The sequence below is a fragment of the Saccharomonospora xinjiangensis XJ-54 genome, from assembly GCF_000258175.1.
In the GTDB taxonomy this organism is placed as follows: domain Bacteria; phylum Actinomycetota; class Actinomycetes; order Mycobacteriales; family Pseudonocardiaceae; genus Saccharomonospora; species Saccharomonospora xinjiangensis.
Map to the genome: position 1 here is coordinate 253,642 of NZ_JH636049.1, position 18,815 is coordinate 272,456.

Consider the following 18,815-nt stretch of genomic DNA (forward strand, 5'->3'; position numbering starts at 1 on the left):
TCCACCCTCACCGCAGGGCCGAGGCCACCTCCTCGCAGAACCTGCTCACCTCGTCCGGGGTGTTGTAGTGGTGCACGGAGGCGCGGACCAGCTCGTCGAGGCCGCGGCTTTCCATGTCCCACGGGGTCGATGACGCGTGGGAGACGGTGACGTGGACGCCGCGATCCCGCAACGTCGCGACGAGGTCCCGCGCCGGCGTCGTCCCTGCCCGGAACGACACGATGCCCGAGCGCCGTGACCCGATGTCGGTCACGGCGACGCCGGGCAGTTCGCCGAGCAGCCCGCGCAGGTGCTCGGCCAGCTCTGTGACGTAGTCGTGCACCCACTGCGGCCCCGCGTCGAGGTAGTAGCGCGCCGCCTCGCCGAGCCCGAGCACGGCGGCGACGTTGCGTTCGAACAGCTCGAACCGTCGCGCGTCGTCGCGCAGGCGCACGCGGCTGTCCTCGATCGACCCGGAGGCCAGGTCCACGTGCGAGGGCGTCAACTCGTCGAGTACCGAGCGGCGGACGGCGAGGAACCCGGTGCCCCTCGGCGCGCGAAGGAACTTGCGGCCGGTGGCCGACAGGGCGTCGGCTCGGACGGCGTCGAAGTCGATCGGGATCTGGCCGATGCTCTGGCAGGCGTCCACCAGGAACAGCGCGGGACTGTCGGCGACGATCTCGCCGATGCGCTCCACCGGCTGCACGAGACCGCCGTTGCTGGGCGCGTGCGTGATCGCCACCATGCGGACCCGGTCGTCGAGCATCGCCCGCAGCCCGTCGAGGTCGAGATCGCCCTCCTCGGTGCTCGGCACCCGCTCCACCGAGACACCGAGTTCGCGCGCCACCGACAGCATGGCGATGAGGTTGCTGGAGTACTCGGGAGCCGCGGTGAGCACCCGATCTCCCTCCCGCCAGCGCACGGCGGTGAACAGCGACAGCCACGAGCGTGTGGCACTGTCGGTGATCGCGATCTCCTCCGGCCTCGCCCCCACCAGCCTGGCCAGCGTGGCATAGCCGTCGTCCAGTTCGTCGCGCACCTCGTCGGCGGCGATGTACCCGCCGACGCTCTCCTCGCGGCGGAGGTGCCGCACGACCCGGTCCACCACCTGCCTCGGTGGAAGCGAAGAACCCGCGTTGTCGAAGTGCACGACGGTGTCGCAAGCCGGAGTGTCCGCCCGCGACTTCGCGACCTTCTCCAGGGTGGCACTGTCGGTGATCATGGATCGTCCCTCTCGTGACCGCACGGCGGCGACGCCGCGCTGGGCAGGCATAATGATCACCCGACACACTACCGGCCTCCGTCGCAGCCACCCGTTTTTCGGGCGAATATCTTCACCGGCCCGGCGAACCGCCATTCGAGCACCGCAAGCCATCCCGAGAGTGGCGCATCGAGCCCTTTCCCCGCTTTTCCTCGCGGCCCGCCTCCGGAAATGAGCGCCGGACACGCTACCCGTTCCGGCCAACGGAATCACCCGGAGCCGTGGCCCACCTCCCACCGCGTCGGCGGCGCACTCGGCAGGCCGCTTCGCAGGCGGCGCCCACCGTCGCGTTCGGTGGGTGCCGGTGCGCCGGAAGTCCCGTCACGCCACGGAAAAACCCGGGGCACCTTATGCCGTCGCGACCTCGGCCAGTCCCACGAGGACATCCCGGTGCACGACTCCCACCTGCGGCGAATACGCTTCGCTTCCCCGCAACTGCGGCGCGCATTCCCCGGCGGATGCCGAACGCCCTCAGGGAAGCGGGCAGGCCGGTTTCCATTTCGACGGAGAGAAGCAAACGGCGCCTGCCCGGCCCCCAAGGCGGTCGGGTACACTTCTCGCCCAGCGGACTTCAATTCATTCGCCGACGCGGCGCGAAGCAGGAGGAACTGGTGGCACAGCAGATTCTTGTCTCCCTCGTGGACGACCTCGACGGGTCCGAGGCCGACGAGACGGTGCAGTTCGCCCTCGACGGTGTCACCTACGAGATCGACCTGTCGGCGGAGAACGCCGAAGAGCTGCGGGACGCGCTCGCCCACTACATCGAGCATGCCCGCAGGGCGGGAGGCCGGAAGCGGACGGCATCGCGCCGCCGTGGGAGCGCTGCGGCGCAGTCCCGTTCCTCCTCGGCCGAACGAGAGCAGAACCAGGCTATCCGCGCGTGGGCGCGCAAGAACGGATATGAGATCTCCGATCGCGGGCGCATCCCGTCGGAGGTCACAGACGCCTACCGCAAGGCTCACTGAGAGGGCTCACTGAGACCTCCCCCGTTCCTCCCTTCCCGGCGCGGGGCTTTCCGGAGACTGCGCCGGGATTTTTGCGGCCCCTTCCCCACGGGTTCCGGCGGCTCGGAATACAGTGAGTGCGTGAGCACAGACTGCCTGTTCTGCCGGATCGTCGAGGGCTCCGTGCCGTCCACCATCGTGCACGAGACCGACTCGGTGCTCGCCTTCAGGGACATCGATCCCCAGGCCGACACGCATATCCTCGTGATTCCCAAGGAGCACTTTCCCGACGCCGCCTCCATGGCGGCGGCCGACCCGAAGCTCGCGGGAGAGGTGCTCGCGGCCGCGGGTGAGGTCGCCAAGATCGATGGTGTGGACGCCTCCGGCTATCGCCTGGTCTTCAACACCGGTGCGGACGCCAATCAAACGGTCTTCCACGCCCACTGTCATGTACTCGGTGGCCGTAATCTCCAGTGGCCTCCGGGATGACGGCACGGGAGGAGCGTCACGTGATCGACATTGCTGATCGGCTCACCGCGACCTATCGCGAGGTACGCACCACGACGGACGTCGGTGCCCTGGAACAGACAGAGCAGCCGAGGCCCGGAACGGATGCCGCCGAGTACGGGCTCGTCCTTCGCCGCCGGTTTCCCTGCCCGCCCGCCACCGCGTGGAGTGCGATGACCGAGGTGGAGAACCTCGCAAGGTGGCTGGCTCTCGTGACGGGCGAGACCCACGTCGGCGGCGCCTTCCGCGTCGCGGACCACGCAGAAGGCACGGTGCTGGACTGCGCCGCGCCGCACCTGTTCGCCGTCACCTGGGGCGGGGAGACCGAGGTGGTCACCGTGCGGCTGGCCGAGGACGAGGCGGGCGACACCGTGGCCGAACTGGTCCACACCGGCGTGCCGCGTGACGGCGGGGTGCGTCACGGTCCGGGCTGGGACGTGGCCATCGCGGGGCTCGACCGGTTCCTCGCCGGTGAGACGGAGCCGGAACCCGCGACGTGGCGCGCTTCGACGTCGGTGCAGACCTTCGCCCAGCACTCGGTCAGTGCGTGGGTCAAGGCCACCGAGGTGAGCGGCGTCGCGACCGCGGAGGAGCTCGCCGACGCGGCGGGTGACTGCCTGCGGCGACTGGCCCCCGACCTCACGCGGCCCGCCACGGCGTGAGGTCAGCTCGCCAGCCAGCGAGCCGGGTTCTCGATCAGCCGCCTTGTCACCGTCCTGCCTGCCGCCAGCGCCACCGCGTCGCCACGCAGTGACGACGTCGTGACCGGTGGCGCGCCGTCGGGAAGCCTGCGGCCGAGCGCGGCGGCGACCTGCTCGGCGAACCCGCTGCCGAGCGGGGCCAGGTGGCCGCCGAGTACGACACTCGCCGAGCTGTGAGCCACGAGCAGTCCCGCGAGCGCGTCGCCGAGCGCGGAGGCCGCCCTGCGCAGGACGGCGCTCGCCTCGGGATTCCGCGTGAGCGCCCGCATCCGGCTCTCGCCGCCACGCAGCCGGGAGAGCACCGGCGCGCCGGAGTCGGAGACCCGCAGCAGGAACCTCGGCCCGGCTGCCGTGTCCAGGCAGCCCCTGGCGCCGCAGTGGCAGCGGTCTCCGCCGCGCCGGACACGCACATGTCCCAGAGGCCCCGAATAACCACGCTCCCACCCAGGGCCGTCGATCACGCCGACGCCCAGCGACGACTCCCCCGCCACCGTCACCAGCGGCCGGGTGGGGTCCGCGCCGCCGAACCACCGTTCGGCCAGCGCGGCGAGCCGGAAACCGTCGTGTGCCTCCACGGGGATGATGCCGCCGCTCAGCATTTCGAGCCTGTGAGTGAGCAGGGAGGCCAGGGGAACACGGACCCAGTCGAGTTCCACCGAATCGACTCTTCGCTGTCCATCGACGCGGCCGGGGACTCCGACCGCGATACCGGCGACCACGGAGTCCCTCGCGTCGGCCGAGGCGAGCAGCCTGCGCAGCACCGGTTCGGCGGCCTTCACCGCGACGCCGGGACCACCGACCGGGTCGTCGATGCGCCGCACCGCGCGGTCCCGCACCCTGCCGGTGAGGTCCACCAGGCAGCCCGCGACATGGTCGGCCTCGATCTGCATCCCGATACCCACCGGTCCCAAGACGTTCACCACAAGATGCGTGGCCGGCCTTCCGGGGCCGCCGTGGCGTGCGGTTCCCAGCTCCCTGACGAGTCCCGCGTCGAGCAACTCGCCGGTGAGCTGGGTCACGGTGGTCTTCGTCAACCCGCTGCGCTGGGCCAGTTCGGCCCGTGACACCGGGCCGCCGTCCGCGATCAACCGCGACACCAGCGCCAGGTTGTGGGCGTGCTGGCCCACCGGCCGCGCCGGGCTGGCCCAGTCCACGACCTCACCTCCCGTGATTTCGTCAGTCCACTGGACTATCGAACTCTAGCCACGATCGGGTGAAGCGCGGTAGACAGTGGCGCACCCCGAGCCAGTCCGGCTCGTCACCTGGAGAGGAACATCCGCGATGGCAGAGGTCTCGTTCGTCGAAGCGTCCCGGCTCTTCCCGGGCAACCCCGTCGTGCGGGCAGTGGACAAACTCTCCCTCGACATCGCCGACGGCGAGTTCCTCGTCCTCGTCGGCCCCTCCGGCTCGGGCAAATCGACCGCACTGCGGATGCTGGCGGGCCTTGAGGACGTGGACGAGGGCGCCATCACCATCGGCGGAAAGGACGTCACCGGGGTGTCGCCCAAGAACCGGGACATCGCGATGGTGTTCCAGTCCTACGCGCTGTACCCGCACATGACGGTGGCCGAGAACATGGGATTCGCGCTCAAGATCAAGCGAGTGCCCAAGACGGAGATCGCCGAGCGGGTGGCGGAGGCCGCGCGCCTGCTCGATCTCACCGACTACCTCGACCGCAAGCCGAAGGCGCTGTCCGGAGGGCAGCGGCAGCGGGTCGCGATGGGACGCGCCATCGTCCGCGAGCCCGCCGTGTTCCTCATGGACGAGCCACTGTCCAATCTGGACGCGAAATTGCGGGTGGAGACCAGGGCGAACATCACGGCGTTGCAGAGCAGGCTGGGAACCACCACCGTCTACGTCACGCACGACCAGGTCGAGGCGATGACCATGGGACACAGGGTGGCGGTGCTCAAGAACGGTGTGCTCCAGCAGTGCGACACGCCGAAGGTCCTCTACGACACCCCGGCGAACGTGTTCGTCGCCGGGTTCATCGGCTCCCCCGCCATGAACCTGACCACGGTGCCGCTCACCGACGGCGGTGCCGAACTGGACGGTCTCACAGTTCCCGTCGAGCGGGCCGTCCTCGGTGGCACCGATCTCCGGGAGGTGACGGTCGGCATCCGGCCCGAAGGACTTCGGGCCGCCGGTGCCGACGAACCCGCGCTGGAGTTGAAAGTCGAACTGGTGGAGGTGCTCGGGTCCGACGCCTACGTCTACGGGCAGGTGGACGTCGGCGGGCGGCACGAGCGGTTCATCGTGCGGACCGAGGCCGACAAGGCACCGTCGTTCGGGCAGACCATGCGAGTCACACTGCGCCACGCCGACGCCGCCCACACGTTCGACCCCGAAACGGGACTGCGGCTCGGCGCCTGAGGTCGCGTCTCGGGTGATCCGGTCAGGGCGTGAGCCCTGCCAGCAGGGTGTCCACGAGTCGTTCGGCGTCGCGGCGCGACTCCTCCTCGCTCCGCGACGTCCCGTCGAACGCGGACAGGAACCCCTGCTGGAAGCACGCGCCGATCAGCAGTGCGGCGACGGCCGCCGGGTCGGCACCCGAGCGGATGCGGCCACGCCGCTGCTCGGCGGCCAGGTATCGCGCGAGTCCGGCCAGCGGCCTCCTCGGGCCGTCCGAGCCCAGCTCCCCCAGCCTGCGCCGGTGGGCGGCGAGCAGATCGGCCGAGGAGAACAGCGACATCGAGATGGGAAAGTTCTCGGCGTAGAAGGCAAGGGCGACCGCCGCGACATCGACGAGGTTGTCCCTGACCTCGCGGTCCGCGCCGTGGTCGTTGATCCTGGCGAGCACCGTCTCGTAACCGGGCAGCCGGGTCGAGAGCACGCTGAGGAAGATCTCGGTCTTGTCGGTGAAGTACTTGTAGAGCGTGGCCTCGGAATACCCGGCCTCGCGGGCGATCTCCTTGGTGGTCGCGTGCGCATAGCCGCGAGTGCGCAGGATGCGGCCTGCGGCCTCCACGATCACGTCCCGTGTCGTCACTGTCGCCTGGAATCCCTCTCGCTTCACCTGGGATGAGTGTTCACTCACTATAGTGGTGAGTGTTCACTCACCTGGCTTCTCGTGGAGGTTCGGCAACCATGAAGCTCACCGTCTTCGGCGCGACCGGAGGCACCGGTTCCTCGGTCGTGCGGCAGGCTCTCGACCTCGGCCACACCGTGACCGCCGTCGTGCGCGACCCGGCACGGCTGGCTCTGCCCTCCTCGCCGGGGTTGCACGTCGTCACGGCAGGCCTCGACGATCCCGGCGACCTCGCCCCCGCCCTCGACGGCACGGACGCGGTGATCTCGGCCGTCGGAGCCGGGCATCGCGGACCGACCAGCGTCTGCGCCGACACGATCCAGGTCATCATGGCCGCCATGCGGAAGCAGGAGGTCCGGCGGCTCGTCGCCGTGAGCGCTGCCGGCGCGCACACCACCGGGGACGGCCTCCTCGTGCGGGTCCTCGTCAAACCGATCCTGCAACGGGCGCTGCGGCACCCGTTCGCCGACACGCTGGTGATGGAGGACCGCATCCGGCGAAGCGACCTCGACTGGACCATCGTGCTGCCGCCGAGGCTCACGAACGGCAGGCGGACCGGCGCGGTGCGCAGCCGCATCGGCGCGGGCGTGCGCGGTGCGTTCTCGATCTCACGCGCCGACCTGGCCGACTTCCTGATCCGCACCGTCGATGATCAGGCGCTCGTCCGGCACGCGGTCTCGGTCGCGCACGCCTGAACGAGCCGGTGCCGCTCGGGCTGCGGTGAGGCTGCTCAAGCGTGCCGGTGCTCCGGCGTGGCTCGGCGCGCCCGAGGTCTCCACCACAGGTGCGATCACCACACTGCGGTTTTCGTTCGCGGACGGTACGGGCGGTGCCGCGGCCTGACTGGGAAGCCGTGACGCGTTCGGCGAAACCGCAGCGTGCCAACACCCGCGCACAAGCTGCCAACACCTGCGCACACAGTGCGGACACGCCGCGCGGCGCTCGTCGCGTAGCCAGCGGATGAGCGGGTATGGACCCGGGTGTGGTCCTCTCGTGAACAGGTGCTCGCCTCGACAGCGCGGATGGTTCCCCGGCTGGTGCGCCATCCTGTGTGGCGGGCCGAGGACCCCGGCAGGGGAGCCGGGCAAGGGGTGCTGCTCGTTCCCGGCTTTGGGTTCGGTGACTGGAGTCTGCGCCTGCTCCACTCGTGGCTGGACGCGCGCGGATACCGGCCGCTGGGCACGCGAACCGGGATGAACCTCGGTTGCACCGCCGCGCTCGTGGAGCGCATCGAACAGCGGTTGGAGGAGCTTGCCCGCACCACCGGCCGCAGGGTGATCGTCGTGGGCCAGAGCCGGGGCGGCTGGCTCGCCAGGATCGCCGCCGTCAGGAGACCGGAACTGGTGCGGGCGCTGGTGATGCTCGCCTCGCCCGTGCTCGACCCGCTCGGCGTCCACGCGCGCGGCATCGACCTCGCCCGCGCGCTGGTGAGGGCGTCCGCGTGGGGAGTTCCCGGGCTCCTCGACGCCGACTGCTTCGGCGGCGACTGCTACCGCACGAACTCGGCTCTGCTGCGAACACCGTTGCCGCGCCCGGTTCCCGCCGTGTCGGTGTTCTCCCGCCGCGACGCCGTGGTGCCCTGGCAGCTCTGCCAGGACCCGTGCGCCGACTGCGTCGAGGTGCACAGCTCGCACGTGGAGATGGGTCTCGACCCCGAGGTGTACGCCCTGCTCGGTGAGCGGCTCGCACGCTGGAGCGACGACCCGAGGCCGACCCCGTTCGCGGTGCGCTGAGGCGGTCGCCGTCCGGACACGTCGTCCTCGCGGTCCGGTGCTCAGTCCGCGCCGCGCAACGACAGGCTCTGCCCACGCCGCAGCAGGCGCACCTGCGTGGCGAGCCTGCGTTCGGCCACCTCGACGAGGAAGTTCGACACCGGGGAGGTGAACACGCCGTAGTCGTCGTGGTGAACAGGGACCGCCTCGGTGGGCTCCAGCAGTTCGAGCAGATCGGCGCCGTGCCGGTCGTTCATGGACAGCCACACACCGAGCACTCTCGTGCCTCCGAGGTGCAGGACTGCGAGGTCGAGCGAGGGAAAGCGTTCGGCGATCGGGCGCAGCTGCCGGTGGGGCAGCGTGTCGCCACTGAGGTAGACGCGCAGAGGGCCGGCCTCGGCGTCGGCTCGGTATTCGAGCACACTGCCCATCACCGGCGGCAGGAGCACGTGGTCGAGCACCGTGCCCGAATGCCGGGCGGGCACGGCGGTGACGGTCAACGTCGCCGCACCGTGCCGCAGTGTCTCGCTCTGCCAGGTGCGCAGCGGCGCCACCTCGGTGAATCCGTGACGGCCCAGTCGCCGTGCCGCGTGGTGGGTCGTCAGGATGGGCACGTCCCGGTCGAGCCTGCGCCGGGCCACGGGATCGAAGTGGTCGCCGTGCAGGTGGGAGAGCACCACCGCGTCGAGCGGCGGGAGGTCTTCCGGCTGGGCGGCAGGCTCGGTGCGCCGCCGCGTGATCACACCGTGTCCTATGTGGAGCCACTGACCTCTGTGCAGGAAGTTCGGGTCCGTCAGCAGCGTGAAGGGTCCCACCCGGATCAGCGTCGTGGCCGTGCCGATGAACGTCAGGGTGTCGGGAGCCGGATCGAGCGACATGGCTACGCCCTGGGCGGAGGACCGATGTGCCTGCGGCGCCCGGGAAACTCCTCGGCGTGCACCTGGCCAGGCCCCGGTCCCCACCGGACGGCCAGCGCATCGGCGACGACACCCGTGGCGAAGGCGTAGACCGCCTTGTGCGCGAGGTCCACCACCAGCTCGTCGCGCGGCCAGGTCCACGGCGGCGCGCCGACGCCGCTGGCGTTCTCGAACGTCTGGTCGTTAGTCAGCCGCACCGCGAAGAACATCAGCGACGCCCACGGCCCCCGAAGACCGGCACCAGCCATCACCCCGCGCAGCGCACCGAGCATCGCGCCCTGACTCGCGTGCATGGCGAGGTTGTGCAGCCAGGCCCGCCTTCCCCTGGCGTGGGCGAGGCCGAGCAGGCGTTCGAGGGTCCGGGCAGGCACGTACGAGTCGGGGCGGCCCGTGATGCGCTGCTCCAGTTTCTCGACCAGTGTCATGGCCACCACACCCGCGGCTCCGGCACCCACGCCGACGGCTGCCGAGCGGCCCCAGGCCATCGTCACTGTTCGTCCCACCTTGTTCCCGTCTCCGTCGTCGTCACCGTCGTGGTCGCGGGCCGGATGCGGACCGAAGCCCCGGTCGGCAGCCTGCTCAGGCCGCGTTGCGCGCGTCAGGGACCTGCGACTCCGGTGGCGCCCGGACCACACCGAGCGTCGCGTAACAGCCAGGGCACAGCAGCCACCGCTGCCTCACGGCGACGAGCGTCGCCTCACAGGGTTGCGCACAGTCAGCGCAGTGGAACTCGATCGCCGTGGCGAGGCTGAACAGGTCCGCGTCCGGCCGCACCGGGTACGAGGTGAGGATCTCCACCGCCGTACCGTCGGCGAGCACGATCCGGTTCTCTGTGAGTCCCTGGACGCAGGCGGGGCCCGTTCGCACGGACGGGATCTGCGGGGCGATGCTCATGCTGGCAGACGTACCCCGGCAGGGTGGTGGCAAACGGCAGCGGCGCGGCTGGTTCACATCACCCAATCGATCCAGACCAGCGCTGCCCGGTGAGGTCTCCACCGGAGGTCGGTGGTAAAGCCCACAGGGACACCCGGCCGTGCCACGCCTAACGGGAGAGACGCTCGTCGAGCCGGTCGAGGAACACTCGCTGTGCGACCACGATCCTGGCCTTCGCCCTGTCGAGGTCGAACCACTCGACGCGATCGAGTTCGGGAAACTGCTGGACCACACCCGACCCTTTCGGCCATTCCAGCGCGAAGGTGCCGGGCACCACCGCGCCGGGGTCCAGATCGCCGGACAGGGCGAACACGGTCACCAGCTTTCCCCCTGCCTGCCTGACCTCGCCGAGAGGGATCAGCGGACCTTCCGGTGGCGGCAGGCCGAGTTCCTCCGTGAACTCCCGCCGCGCCGCCACCTCAGGCTGTTCGTCCGGTGAGTACTCGCCTTTCGGGATCGTCCACGCGCCCGCGTCGCGGCGGGCCCAGAACGGCCCGCCCATGTGGCCGAGCAACACCTGTGGCACACCGGAGACCACCTGATACACCAGGATTCCCGCGCTCCGCCGTGACGTTCGCGTCACCGGCGCACCGCACCGTGTTCGGCTGCCTCCTCCTCACGCCTGCGAAGGCGCTCCCGCTGCGGCACGACCGTGTACTTGGGATCGGCTGCCGAGACCCGGCCCGCCTCGAACACCCCCCACTTCGTGAGCGCCGAGCCCGCCAGCAATGCCACACCGGACAGTGCCCGCGCGACCCGGCTACGCCGACCCGCGACCGCGCCTGCCGAGCCCGCGACGGCCAGAGCCTCCCCCGCGCGCACCAACGCGCCGGACCTCCCCTGCCGGTACGGCTCGGCGACCATGCCGAGCCTGCGTTCCAGCAGCCGTGAGGCTCCGATCTCCAACGCGGTGCCGAACAACGCGAGATTCCGGGCGGGCGCCGCGTCGGCCCCACGCCGAAGAGCGAGCAGGCCGAGTCCTCCTGCCGCGACGGCTCCCGAGCCGACGAACACGTACGGCAGCTCGCGGTGGGCGTCGTGCCACGCGGGCACGGCCGTGTCCGCCACGAGCGCCGCCGTGTACGACGCCACGCCGGGGCCGGTCAGCGCCGCGCAGGCCGTGGCCGCCGTGCCAACGCGCGGAAGCAGGCCGGTGACGGCCGACGCGGCCGAGAGTCCTGCCATGGGCCCGTACACCGTCAGCAGCCACGACCCCATACTCATCGGTGAGGTGGGCTTGACGACCCGCAGCATGTTGACGAATCGCTCAGGCCTGCCGAGATCGTGGACGAGCGCCACCACCGATGCGCCGACGGACCCGAGCGCGCCGAGTTTCGCGATCAACCCGGGCCGCTCACGGCCGAGCACGTGGTAGCCGGCCGCGAGTAGCGACGACCCGCCCGCGAGGCCGCCGAGAAACAGATAGGCGGGCACGTCCGGCGTCTTCCACACCGGCCCGTTGAGCACCGGTTTTCCGTAGTAGGAGGTGAACTCGGCCTCGGGGACCATAGCTTGCTCGCCCCGGCCCCTCCTGCCCTTCCCGGCCTTCCGGCGCCGCCGCCCGCCGTCGATGGCGCCGACGGCGCCGGTGACCGCTTCCCTTCCGGGGCGTGCGGCAGGCGAGTCCTGCCCGTTCCCGCTCATCTCATCGCCCCTTTCGCGCACCGAGGAAGGCCGCGACGGCACCGGCCGCCAGTGTCGCCGCCGCCGACAGGACGTGCCGCCACATCCGGGGCAGGTCGCGCGTGGTGACGACCGGGTCCGGCGGAAGGCCGTACACCTCGGGTTCGTCGAGCAACAGGAAGAACGCGCCGTCGCCGCCGACGCCGTCCTCCGGGTCGGCACCGTAGAGGCGCGCGTCCGTCACCCCAGCCGAGTGCAGTTGCTCCACACGCCGCGCCGCGCGCTCCCTCAGCTCGTCCAGCCGTCCGAACTGGATCGAGTCGGTGGGGCACGCCTTCGCGCACGCGGGTTCGAGCCCGCTGCCCAGCCGGTCGTAGCACAGGGTGCACTTCCACGCCCTTCCGTCGCCCTTGCGCTGGTCGATCACGCCGAACGGGCACGCGGGAATGCAGTAGCCGCAGCCGTTGCAGACGTCCTCCTGCACCACCACCGTGCCGAACTCGGTGCGGAACAGGGCGCCGGTGGGACACACGTCGAGGCACGCGGCGTGGGTGCAGTGCTTGCACACGTCCGAGGCCATCAGCCAGCGGAACTCGCCCTCCTCGCCGGGAGTGGTCGGTGTCATGCCAGCCTCGGGTGGAGGGGTGCCCGAACCCTGTTCGGCGAGCGCGAGCACATCGGTGCCCGCGTGCAGGGAGGGCTGCTGCGCTCCCAGCGGCTTGCGCTGCTCGATGAATGCGACGTGCCGCCAGGTGTCGGCGCCGAGGCCGACGGTGTTGTCGTACGACATGCCTGTCAGCTCCATGCCGTCGTCGGGGACGGCGTTCCACTCCTTGCACGCCACCTCACACGCCTTGCAGCCGATGCACACGGTGGTGTCGGTGAAGAACCCCATGCGCGGTGGGTGATCGACGTAGCCGGTGCGGCTCGCCGGGTCCGGCGTCGCGCTGCTCATGTCACACCTCGGTGCCCGTCTCGTCGGTGATGCCTGCCCGCCGCCGGTACTGCAGGACCAGCTCCTCGCGGGCCGGTCCCCGTGGCCGCCGTCCCGGCCGGATGTCGCACGCCAGCGCCTTCACCTCCTGGATGTGGACGTTCGGATCGAGCGCCATCCCCGCCAGCTCGTTGGCCGCGTCTCCGGTGGAGATCCCGTTGGGTCCCCAGTGGTAGGGCAGCCCGATCTGGTGCAGCGTGCGGCCCTGCACGCGCAACGGGGTGACGCGGTCGGTGACCAGCACTCGCGCCTCGATGGCGGCGCGAGCCGACACGATCGTGGCCCAGCCGAGGTGTTCCAGGCCGCGCTCTGCGGCGAGCTGCGGTGACACCTCGCAGAACATCTCAGGCTGCAACTCCGACAGGTACGGCTGCCACCGGGACATGCCGCCCGCCGTGTGGTGCTCGGTGAGCCGGTAGGTCGTGGTGACGTACGGGAACACCTCCGAACCCGGTTGCGCGCCACTGGGCTGGTAGCGGGCGTACGGGTGGCGCAGCACGTTTCTGACCGGGTTGCGCTGCTGGGCGTACAGCGCGTTCTCGAACGGCGACTCCTGCGGTTCGTAGTGCGTCGGCAACGGCCCGTCGGTGAGCCCGGCAGGCGCGTACAACCACCCCTTGCCGTCGGCCTGCATCACGAAGGCGTCGGTGCCCGACAACGCCTCCGGTCCCGTCGCGCCGGGTTCGGGAACGAAGTCCGGTGGCCTCGTCGCCTTGAAGTCGGGCACGTCGTGGCCGACCCAGCGACGCTGGTCCTCGTCCCACCACACATACGCCTTGCGTTCGCTCCACGGCCTCCCCTCGGGGTCGGCCGAGGCGCGGTTGTAGAGGATGCGCCGGTTGAGCGGCCACGCCCACGCCCACTCGCTCGCCACCCAGTCCTGTTCGGACGACGGCTTGCGGCGCGCGGCCTGGTTGATTCCTTCGGCGTAGACGCCGCAGTAGATCCAGCATCCGCATGCCGTCGAACCGTCGGGCCGGAGCTGCTCATAGGTGGACAGCGGCGTCGCGTCCGCGTCGTAGCCACTGATCTCGGCGAGCACGGCTTCCGCCTCAGGCTCGTCGTGCGGCCCCTTGGTGGGATAGTCCCACGTCAGGTCGAGGATCGGCCGATCGCGCTCGCGGCTGGAGCCCGCAAGCTTCTCCCGGATGATGCGGCCGAGGTGAAAGGCGAACCACAGATCGCTGCGGGCATCGCCCTCCGGCTCCACCGCCTGGAAATGCCACTGCAACAGCCGCTGGGTGTTGGTGAAGCTGCCGTCCTTCTCGGTGTGGGTCGCGGCGGGAAGGAAAAACACCTCCGTGCCGATGTCGGTGGTCTTCAGCTCGCCGCTCTCGATCTCCGGGCCGTCCTTCCACCACGTCGCGCTCTCGATCAGCGAGAAGTCCCGCACGACGAGCCAGTCGAGGTTGGCCATGCCCATGCGCTGCGCCTTCGCGTCCGCCGACCCGACAGCGGGGTTCTCCCCCAGCAGGAGATAACCCTTGCACCTGCCGTTCAACTGCTCGATCACGGTCTCGTACGTGCCGTGGCTTCCGGTCAGCCGGGGCAGGTAGTCGAAACAGAAGTCGTTGCCGGGTGTCGCGGCCGCGCCCCACCACGCCTTGAGCAGGCTGACGATGTAGGAGCGCATGTTTCCCCAGTACCCCTTGTGCGCGGCCTCCGCCGACACGAAGGTGCCGAGGTCGATGTTGCTGTGCGCGTGCGGCATGGGGATGTAGCCGGGCAGCAGATTGAACAGGGTCGGGATGTCGGTGGAACCCTGGATGGAGGCGTGCCCGCGCAGCGCCAGGATGCCGCCGCCCGGCCTCCCGATGTTGCCGAGCAGCAGTTGCAGGATGGCCGCCGTGCGGATGTACTGCACACCCACCGTGTGCTGGGTCCAGCCCACCGCGTAGGCGAACGCGCTCGTACGGTCGCGGCCGGAGTTGTCGGCGAGCAGCTCGCAGACCTTCGTGAACGTCTCCCTCGGCACACCGCAAACCTGCTCGACCACCTCGGGCGTGTACCGGGCGAAATGCCGTTTGAGCAGCTGGAACACGCAGCGAGGATGAGTGAGCGTCAGGTCGGTGTCCGGCTCGGCACCGATCTCGGCGCCTCCCGAACCGTGAGCCTCTCCCCTCGCCGCCTCCCCGACATCCGAGTCATCGCGGGTACGTTCCCGCCAGTGCTGGTCCCGCTGACCCGACGCCGCCTGCACCCTGCTGCCCTGGTACTGCCAGGTGGACACGTCGTACTGGCGGTGCTCGGGGTCGAACCCGGAAAACAGCCCGTCGAGATCCTCGGTGTCGGCGAAATCCTCACCGACGATCGCCGCGGCGTTGGTGTAGGCGAGGATGTACTCGCGGAAATACCGCTCGTTCTCCAGCACGTAGTTGACGATTCCGCCGAGAAACGCGATGTCACTGCCCGCGCGCAAGGGCACGTGCAGGTCGGCCATCGCGCTCGTGCGCGTGAACCGGGGATCGACGTGGATCAGCGTCGCGCCCCGTGCCTTCGCCTCCATCACCCACTGGAAACCCACAGGATGGCACTCGGCCATGTTGGAGCCCTGGATCACGATGCAGTCGGCGTTGGCCAGATCCTGCTGGAACGTCGTCGCGCCCCCGCGACCGAAGGAGGTTCCCAAACTGGGAACCGTGGAGGAGTGTCAAATGCGGGCCTGGTTCTCCACCTGGATAGCGCCGAGTGCCGTGTAGAGCTTCTTGAGGAGGTAGTTCTCCTCGTTGTCCAGTGTTGCGCCGCCGAGACTGGCGAAACCGAGCGTCCGGTTCGTGACCAATCCGTCTACTTCGGACTGCCAGCCCTCGTCCCTCGCTTCGAGGACGCGGTCGGCGATCATGTCCATCGCCGTGTCGAGGTCCAGCGTCTCCCACTCCGTGCCGTACGGCCTTCGGTAGAGCACCTGGTACTGCCGGGCGGATCCCGTCGTGAGCTGGAGACTCGCCGACCCCTTCGGACACAACCTGCCCCTGCTGATCGGCGAGTCGGGATCGCCCTCGATGTGCGTGACCTTGCCGTCCTTGACGAAAACGTTCTGACCGCACCCGACAGCGCAGTAGGGGCAGATCGACTTCACGACCTTGTCGGCGCTGCTCGTGCGGGCCTTCAAGGAGCCGGTGACCCGGCTCTTCGCCGCGGCGCCACGGCCCGTGCGGTCGCCGTCGGTGAACTGCCGGTACACCGGCCAGCCCTCGATCCACTGCTTCCACTGCCCTCGCGCCATCGCCGTCCCTCTCGCCTCGTCAGCCGGACTCCTCGCGTGGTGCTCGTGCGCACTCTCGATCAAACCACGCGGTCAACGTCCCCGCATCCGGTCGTCCGCCGCGACGCGGTCGTGAAGCCACCGCCGCACCACCTCGCGCGCCGCGGGGCTCTCGACCGGAGGGTTCGACAGGTTCTGGCTCGCCGGGAGGAGTCCTCGGGCTCGGCGTTCCTCGGGGCTGGGCGCGTCCGACCCGTCGGCGGGGAATCCGGTGGCGATCAGGTAGGCCAGTCCCGGGGCGATCCCGAGCCGCTCGGCGGCCCCGCGATAGTCGAGCCCCTCGGCGAGCAACGCCCGCACTTGCTGCGTCGTCGGCACGCCTGCCTCCCATCCACCCGATCGACGGAGTGTGACCGCGCGGGGCCACACCGTGTGTACTTCCGCCGCCACGGGTACCCGGTTCGATGTCCGGTCACACAGGTGAGGAGGGCGATGTGAGGTGACGGCTCCGCGTTCGGCGTCCGGCGAGCCGACCATCCGAATCCACGGCGACGCGCCGGCGATCGTCTGCGGCGAGTGCGGATTCCGTACGGCCAGGATCGCGTCGGTCATCGACGTGCACGGCGACGACGCCGGAACCGTCGTCGTCTGCCTTCCGTGTCAGGAACGGGAACGCGTCCGAGCCGCCTCCGCGGCCCGGCGCGCGGCAGCCCGCGCCACCGCCCCTTCCGCAGGCGGGGGCAGGCCGCCCTCGCACCCGCGCAGGCCAACCGCACACGGGAACCAGACCCAGATCCCGCACCCTCGGTGACCGCCCGGAGTCCTTCGGCCCTTTTCCCGCGAGCGATGCGTTGCCATCGTGACGGTATGCGATCACTAGTGGTGTACGAATCCATGTTCGGCAACACTCGCGCGGTCGCCGAGGCGGTCGCGGAGGGGTTGGGCGACGACGTGCGGATCGTGGAGGTCGGCGACGCGCCCACCGAGGTAGGCGCGGACGTCGATCTCCTGGTGATCGGCGCGCCGACACACGCTTTCGGCCTCAGCCGTCCGTCCACTCGCGACGACGCAGCGCAGCGTGCTCACAAGGCGGGCACGCGGTTTCTGTCTCGCAGCGACGGCGTCCGGGAGTGGCTGGAGCGCGTCAGAGTGACGGCGCCGGTCGGGCTTGCCGTCTTCGACACCAAGGTGGACAAGCCACGCCTACCCGGCTCGGCAGCCAAGAAGGTGGCCAAGCAACTTCGCGGCGCACCGGTGGAGCCGGTCGCCGCTCCCCGCCACTTCCTCGTCGCCGACGCGCTGGGGCCGTTGATCGACGGCGAGCTCGACCGGGCTCGTGAATGGGGTTCACGGCTCCCCGGTCGGGTCCGCGCGTCCTAGCGTGCTCAGTCGGGTGAGGCGGATTCGAGAGGACCCGTGCTCGCCGCGCCCACGGGCGATTCCTTACCGGGGTGGACCCAGAGCACCACCTCGGCGCCCTCCACGGCCCCCGCCGCGCCAATGGGACGTTGCGCGGTGACGATGCCCGACATGGGCAGCTCACCGCCGTCCGGCGGAACCGGCTTCAGACCCGCGCGGCGAACGATGTCGCAAGCGTCGTCGGCCCCGAGACCGACGACGTCGGGCACTTCGGTGACCGGACCAGGTCCACGCATGAGTACCAGTGTAGGGCTCGCGATCGCCGACGGCAGTCAACGATTCGCGAGCCCGCCGCTTCAGCTCGCGCGCTCGATCTCGGCGCGCACCTCGTCCATGTCCACCTGCTGCACCTTGCCGATCAGCTCCTCGAAAGCCGGAGCAGGCAGCGCACCGGGCTCGGCATAGAGCACCACGCCGTCGCGCACCGCGAGCAGCGTCGGGATCGACGAGATACCGAACGCCTGGGCGAGTTCCACCTGCGCCTCGGTGTCCACCTTGCCGAAGGTGATGTCGGGGTGTTCCTCGGAGGCGCGCTCGAACACCGGCGCGAACGTCCGGCACGGCCCACACCAGGAGGCCCAGAAGTCCACGAACACCGTTCCCGGCCCGCCGACGATCTCGTTGAAGTTCTCGGTCGTCAGTTCGACAGTCGCCACTGAAATCTCCCTGTTGTCGTGGGCGTCCATCCCCGTCAACAGCCTGGAAGGGTCCACCATTCCCAGGGCGGGAAACGGCAGGTCGCGCACGCGGGGTTCACGGGTTCGCCAGGGGATGCCGTGGCGGCGTGGGATCGAGGGCAGGACGTCCAGCCGGCCCCGGCACACGTACGGCAAGTGCGGACACGCGTACAGGAGGTGCGGACACGCGTACAGGAGGTGCGGACACGGCGGAAGGGTAGAACACCTGTTCGATTCGGGTTACGCTGGCGGCATGGACCTCGCACTTCAGGGATCGCTGTTCGACGCGCTGGGTCCCGGCGGCCCTGACGGGGAGCCGTCGCTGCGGTCTCTCGACGGCGTGCGGCGGACAGAGCTGGCGCACGGTGCCTGGATCGACGTGCTCCCCGGCTGGTTGTCGGGTGCCGACGTGCTGTTCGAGAGGCTGGCCGAGCGGGTGCCCTGGCGTGCCGAAGAGCGGGTGATGTACGACCAGACCGTCGCCGTGCCGAGACTGCTGTGCTTCTACGGCGAGCGCGATCCGCTGCCGGAACCCGTGCTCGACGCGGCCCGCTCAGCGCTCACCGCACGCTACGAGCGCGAACTCGGCGAGCCCTTCCGCACGGCGGGTCTGTGTTACTACCGCGACGGCCGCGACAGCGTCGCCTGGCACGGCGACCGCATCGGAAGGGGCCGCCGTGAGGACACGATGGTGGCGATCCTGTCGGTCGGCGCGTCGCGGGCGCTGCTGCTGCGGCCCCGCTTCGGCGGCGGCGCCACCATCCGGCACCAGCTCGGGCACGGCGATCTTCTCGTCATGGGTGGCTCGTGCCAGCGCACCTGGGAGCACGCTGTCCCGAAGACCAGCAAGCCCGTCGGACCCCGGATCAGCATCCAGTTCCGGCCGCGCGGGGTGCTCTGAGACCCCGTGGCGGA

The 18,815-nt window shown here is 70.2% G+C and carries 21 protein-coding genes; 8 read left to right on the forward strand and 13 right to left on the reverse strand.

Annotated elements, in window-relative coordinates; all coding sequences use genetic code 11:
• Positions 1-7: 7 nt before the first annotated feature.
• Positions 8-1,201 carry an aminotransferase class V-fold PLP-dependent enzyme gene (locus SACXIDRAFT_RS00575; protein WP_006236502.1) on the reverse strand — a complete coding sequence of 398 codons (1,194 nt, stop codon included), beginning with the start codon at positions 1,199-1,201 and terminating at the stop codon, positions 8-10.
• A 650-nt stretch (positions 1,202-1,851) separates the two neighbouring features.
• Between SACXIDRAFT_RS00575 and SACXIDRAFT_RS00580 the strand changes: the two genes are divergently transcribed.
• The 3 genes from SACXIDRAFT_RS00580 (at position 1,852) to SACXIDRAFT_RS00590 (ending at position 3,353) form a co-directional block, all read left to right on the forward strand.
• Positions 1,852-2,205 carry a histone-like nucleoid-structuring protein Lsr2 gene (locus SACXIDRAFT_RS00580; protein ID WP_006236503.1) on the forward strand — a complete coding sequence of 118 codons (354 nt, stop codon included), beginning with the start codon at positions 1,852-1,854 and terminating at the stop codon, positions 2,203-2,205.
• A gap of 120 nt (positions 2,206-2,325) precedes the next feature.
• Positions 2,326-2,673, forward strand: a complete 348-nt coding sequence (locus SACXIDRAFT_RS00585) for a histidine triad nucleotide-binding protein (RefSeq protein WP_006236504.1) — start codon at positions 2,326-2,328, stop codon at positions 2,671-2,673.
• Positions 2,674-2,693: 20 nt separating this feature from the next.
• Positions 2,694-3,353, forward strand: coding sequence for an SRPBCC domain-containing protein (locus tag SACXIDRAFT_RS00590; RefSeq protein WP_006236505.1), 660 nt, complete (start codon positions 2,694-2,696; stop codon positions 3,351-3,353).
• Between the two features lie 2 nt (positions 3,354-3,355).
• Here SACXIDRAFT_RS00590 and SACXIDRAFT_RS00595 read toward each other — a convergent pair whose 3' ends face one another.
• Positions 3,356-4,546, reverse strand: coding sequence for an ROK family transcriptional regulator (locus tag SACXIDRAFT_RS00595; protein WP_006236506.1), 1,191 nt, complete (start codon positions 4,544-4,546; stop codon positions 3,356-3,358).
• A 127-nt stretch (positions 4,547-4,673) separates the two neighbouring features.
• On the opposite strand from SACXIDRAFT_RS00595, the gene SACXIDRAFT_RS00600 reads away from it, so the two are divergent.
• Positions 4,674-5,765 carry an ABC transporter ATP-binding protein gene (locus tag SACXIDRAFT_RS00600; RefSeq protein ID WP_006236507.1) on the forward strand — a complete coding sequence of 364 codons (1,092 nt, stop codon included), beginning with the start codon at positions 4,674-4,676 and terminating at the stop codon, positions 5,763-5,765.
• 22 nt (positions 5,766-5,787) lie between these two features.
• Here SACXIDRAFT_RS00600 and SACXIDRAFT_RS00605 read toward each other — a convergent pair whose 3' ends face one another.
• Positions 5,788-6,408 carry a TetR/AcrR family transcriptional regulator gene (locus SACXIDRAFT_RS00605; protein ID WP_232285221.1) on the reverse strand — a complete coding sequence of 207 codons (621 nt, stop codon included), beginning with the start codon at positions 6,406-6,408 and terminating at the stop codon, positions 5,788-5,790.
• A 71-nt stretch (positions 6,409-6,479) separates the two neighbouring features.
• On the opposite strand from SACXIDRAFT_RS00605, the gene SACXIDRAFT_RS00610 reads away from it, so the two are divergent.
• On the forward strand, positions 6,480-7,115 hold the full coding sequence (locus SACXIDRAFT_RS00610) for an NAD(P)-dependent oxidoreductase (RefSeq protein WP_006236509.1): 636 nt from the start codon (positions 6,480-6,482) through the stop codon (positions 7,113-7,115).
• Positions 7,116-7,400: 285 nt separating this feature from the next.
• On the forward strand, positions 7,401-8,153 hold the full coding sequence (locus tag SACXIDRAFT_RS00615) for an alpha/beta hydrolase (protein WP_040921990.1): 753 nt from the start codon (positions 7,401-7,403) through the stop codon (positions 8,151-8,153).
• A gap of 41 nt (positions 8,154-8,194) precedes the next feature.
• Here SACXIDRAFT_RS00615 and SACXIDRAFT_RS00620 read toward each other — a convergent pair whose 3' ends face one another.
• The 8 genes from SACXIDRAFT_RS00620 to SACXIDRAFT_RS00660 all read right to left on the reverse strand — a co-directional run bounded on the left by SACXIDRAFT_RS00620 (position 8,195) and on the right by SACXIDRAFT_RS00660 (position 16,182).
• Positions 8,195-9,010 carry an MBL fold metallo-hydrolase gene (locus tag SACXIDRAFT_RS00620; RefSeq protein WP_006236511.1) on the reverse strand — a complete coding sequence of 272 codons (816 nt, stop codon included), beginning with the start codon at positions 9,008-9,010 and terminating at the stop codon, positions 8,195-8,197.
• A 2-nt stretch (positions 9,011-9,012) separates the two neighbouring features.
• The gene (locus SACXIDRAFT_RS00625; RefSeq protein ID WP_040922356.1) at positions 9,013-9,534 is read right to left on the reverse strand and encodes a hypothetical protein; all 522 of its coding nucleotides are present in this window, start codon (positions 9,532-9,534) and stop codon (positions 9,013-9,015) included.
• Between the two features lie 94 nt (positions 9,535-9,628).
• Positions 9,629-9,943, reverse strand: a complete 315-nt coding sequence (locus SACXIDRAFT_RS00630) for a hypothetical protein (protein ID WP_006236513.1) — start codon at positions 9,941-9,943, stop codon at positions 9,629-9,631.
• A gap of 148 nt (positions 9,944-10,091) precedes the next feature.
• Entirely contained in the window at positions 10,092-10,565 is a 474-nt protein-coding gene (locus SACXIDRAFT_RS00635; protein WP_040921991.1) for an NUDIX hydrolase, read from the reverse strand.
• Positions 10,562-11,626: an NrfD/PsrC family molybdoenzyme membrane anchor subunit gene (nrfD, locus tag SACXIDRAFT_RS00640; protein WP_006236515.1), complete on the reverse strand. Its 1,065-nt coding sequence runs from the start codon at positions 11,624-11,626 to the stop codon at positions 10,562-10,564. The genes SACXIDRAFT_RS00635 and nrfD overlap by 4 nt, the downstream gene beginning before the upstream one ends.
• Before the next feature lies 1 nt (position 11,627).
• Positions 11,628-12,560, reverse strand: a complete 933-nt coding sequence (locus SACXIDRAFT_RS00645; protein WP_006236516.1) for a 4Fe-4S dicluster domain-containing protein — start codon at positions 12,558-12,560, stop codon at positions 11,628-11,630.
• Position 12,561: 1 nt separating this feature from the next.
• A complete protein-coding gene (gene fdh / locus SACXIDRAFT_RS00650) occupies positions 12,562-15,825 on the reverse strand; it encodes a formate dehydrogenase (RefSeq protein WP_157599621.1) in 3,264 nt (1,087 codons plus the stop codon).
• A 72-nt stretch (positions 15,826-15,897) separates the two neighbouring features.
• The gene (locus tag SACXIDRAFT_RS00660; protein ID WP_006236519.1) at positions 15,898-16,182 is read right to left on the reverse strand and encodes a hypothetical protein; all 285 of its coding nucleotides are present in this window, start codon (positions 16,180-16,182) and stop codon (positions 15,898-15,900) included.
• Positions 16,183-16,671: 489 nt separating this feature from the next.
• Here SACXIDRAFT_RS00660 and SACXIDRAFT_RS00665 point away from each other — a divergent pair, with 489 nt between their 5' ends.
• Positions 16,672-17,184: a flavodoxin family protein gene (locus tag SACXIDRAFT_RS00665; RefSeq protein WP_006236521.1), complete on the forward strand. Its 513-nt coding sequence runs from the start codon at positions 16,672-16,674 to the stop codon at positions 17,182-17,184.
• Between the two features lie 5 nt (positions 17,185-17,189).
• On the opposite strand, the gene SACXIDRAFT_RS00670 is transcribed toward SACXIDRAFT_RS00665, so the two are convergent.
• Positions 17,190-17,459, reverse strand: a complete 270-nt coding sequence (locus tag SACXIDRAFT_RS00670) for a PASTA domain-containing protein (protein WP_006236522.1) — start codon at positions 17,457-17,459, stop codon at positions 17,190-17,192.
• 60 nt (positions 17,460-17,519) lie between these two features.
• The gene (locus SACXIDRAFT_RS00675; protein WP_040922358.1) at positions 17,520-17,879 is read right to left on the reverse strand and encodes a thioredoxin family protein; all 360 of its coding nucleotides are present in this window, start codon (positions 17,877-17,879) and stop codon (positions 17,520-17,522) included.
• A 274-nt stretch (positions 17,880-18,153) separates the two neighbouring features.
• Between SACXIDRAFT_RS00675 and SACXIDRAFT_RS00680 the strand changes: the two genes are divergently transcribed.
• Positions 18,154-18,801 carry an alpha-ketoglutarate-dependent dioxygenase AlkB family protein gene (locus tag SACXIDRAFT_RS00680; protein ID WP_006236524.1) on the forward strand — a complete coding sequence of 216 codons (648 nt, stop codon included), beginning with the start codon at positions 18,154-18,156 and terminating at the stop codon, positions 18,799-18,801.
• Positions 18,802-18,815 lie beyond the last annotated feature (14 nt).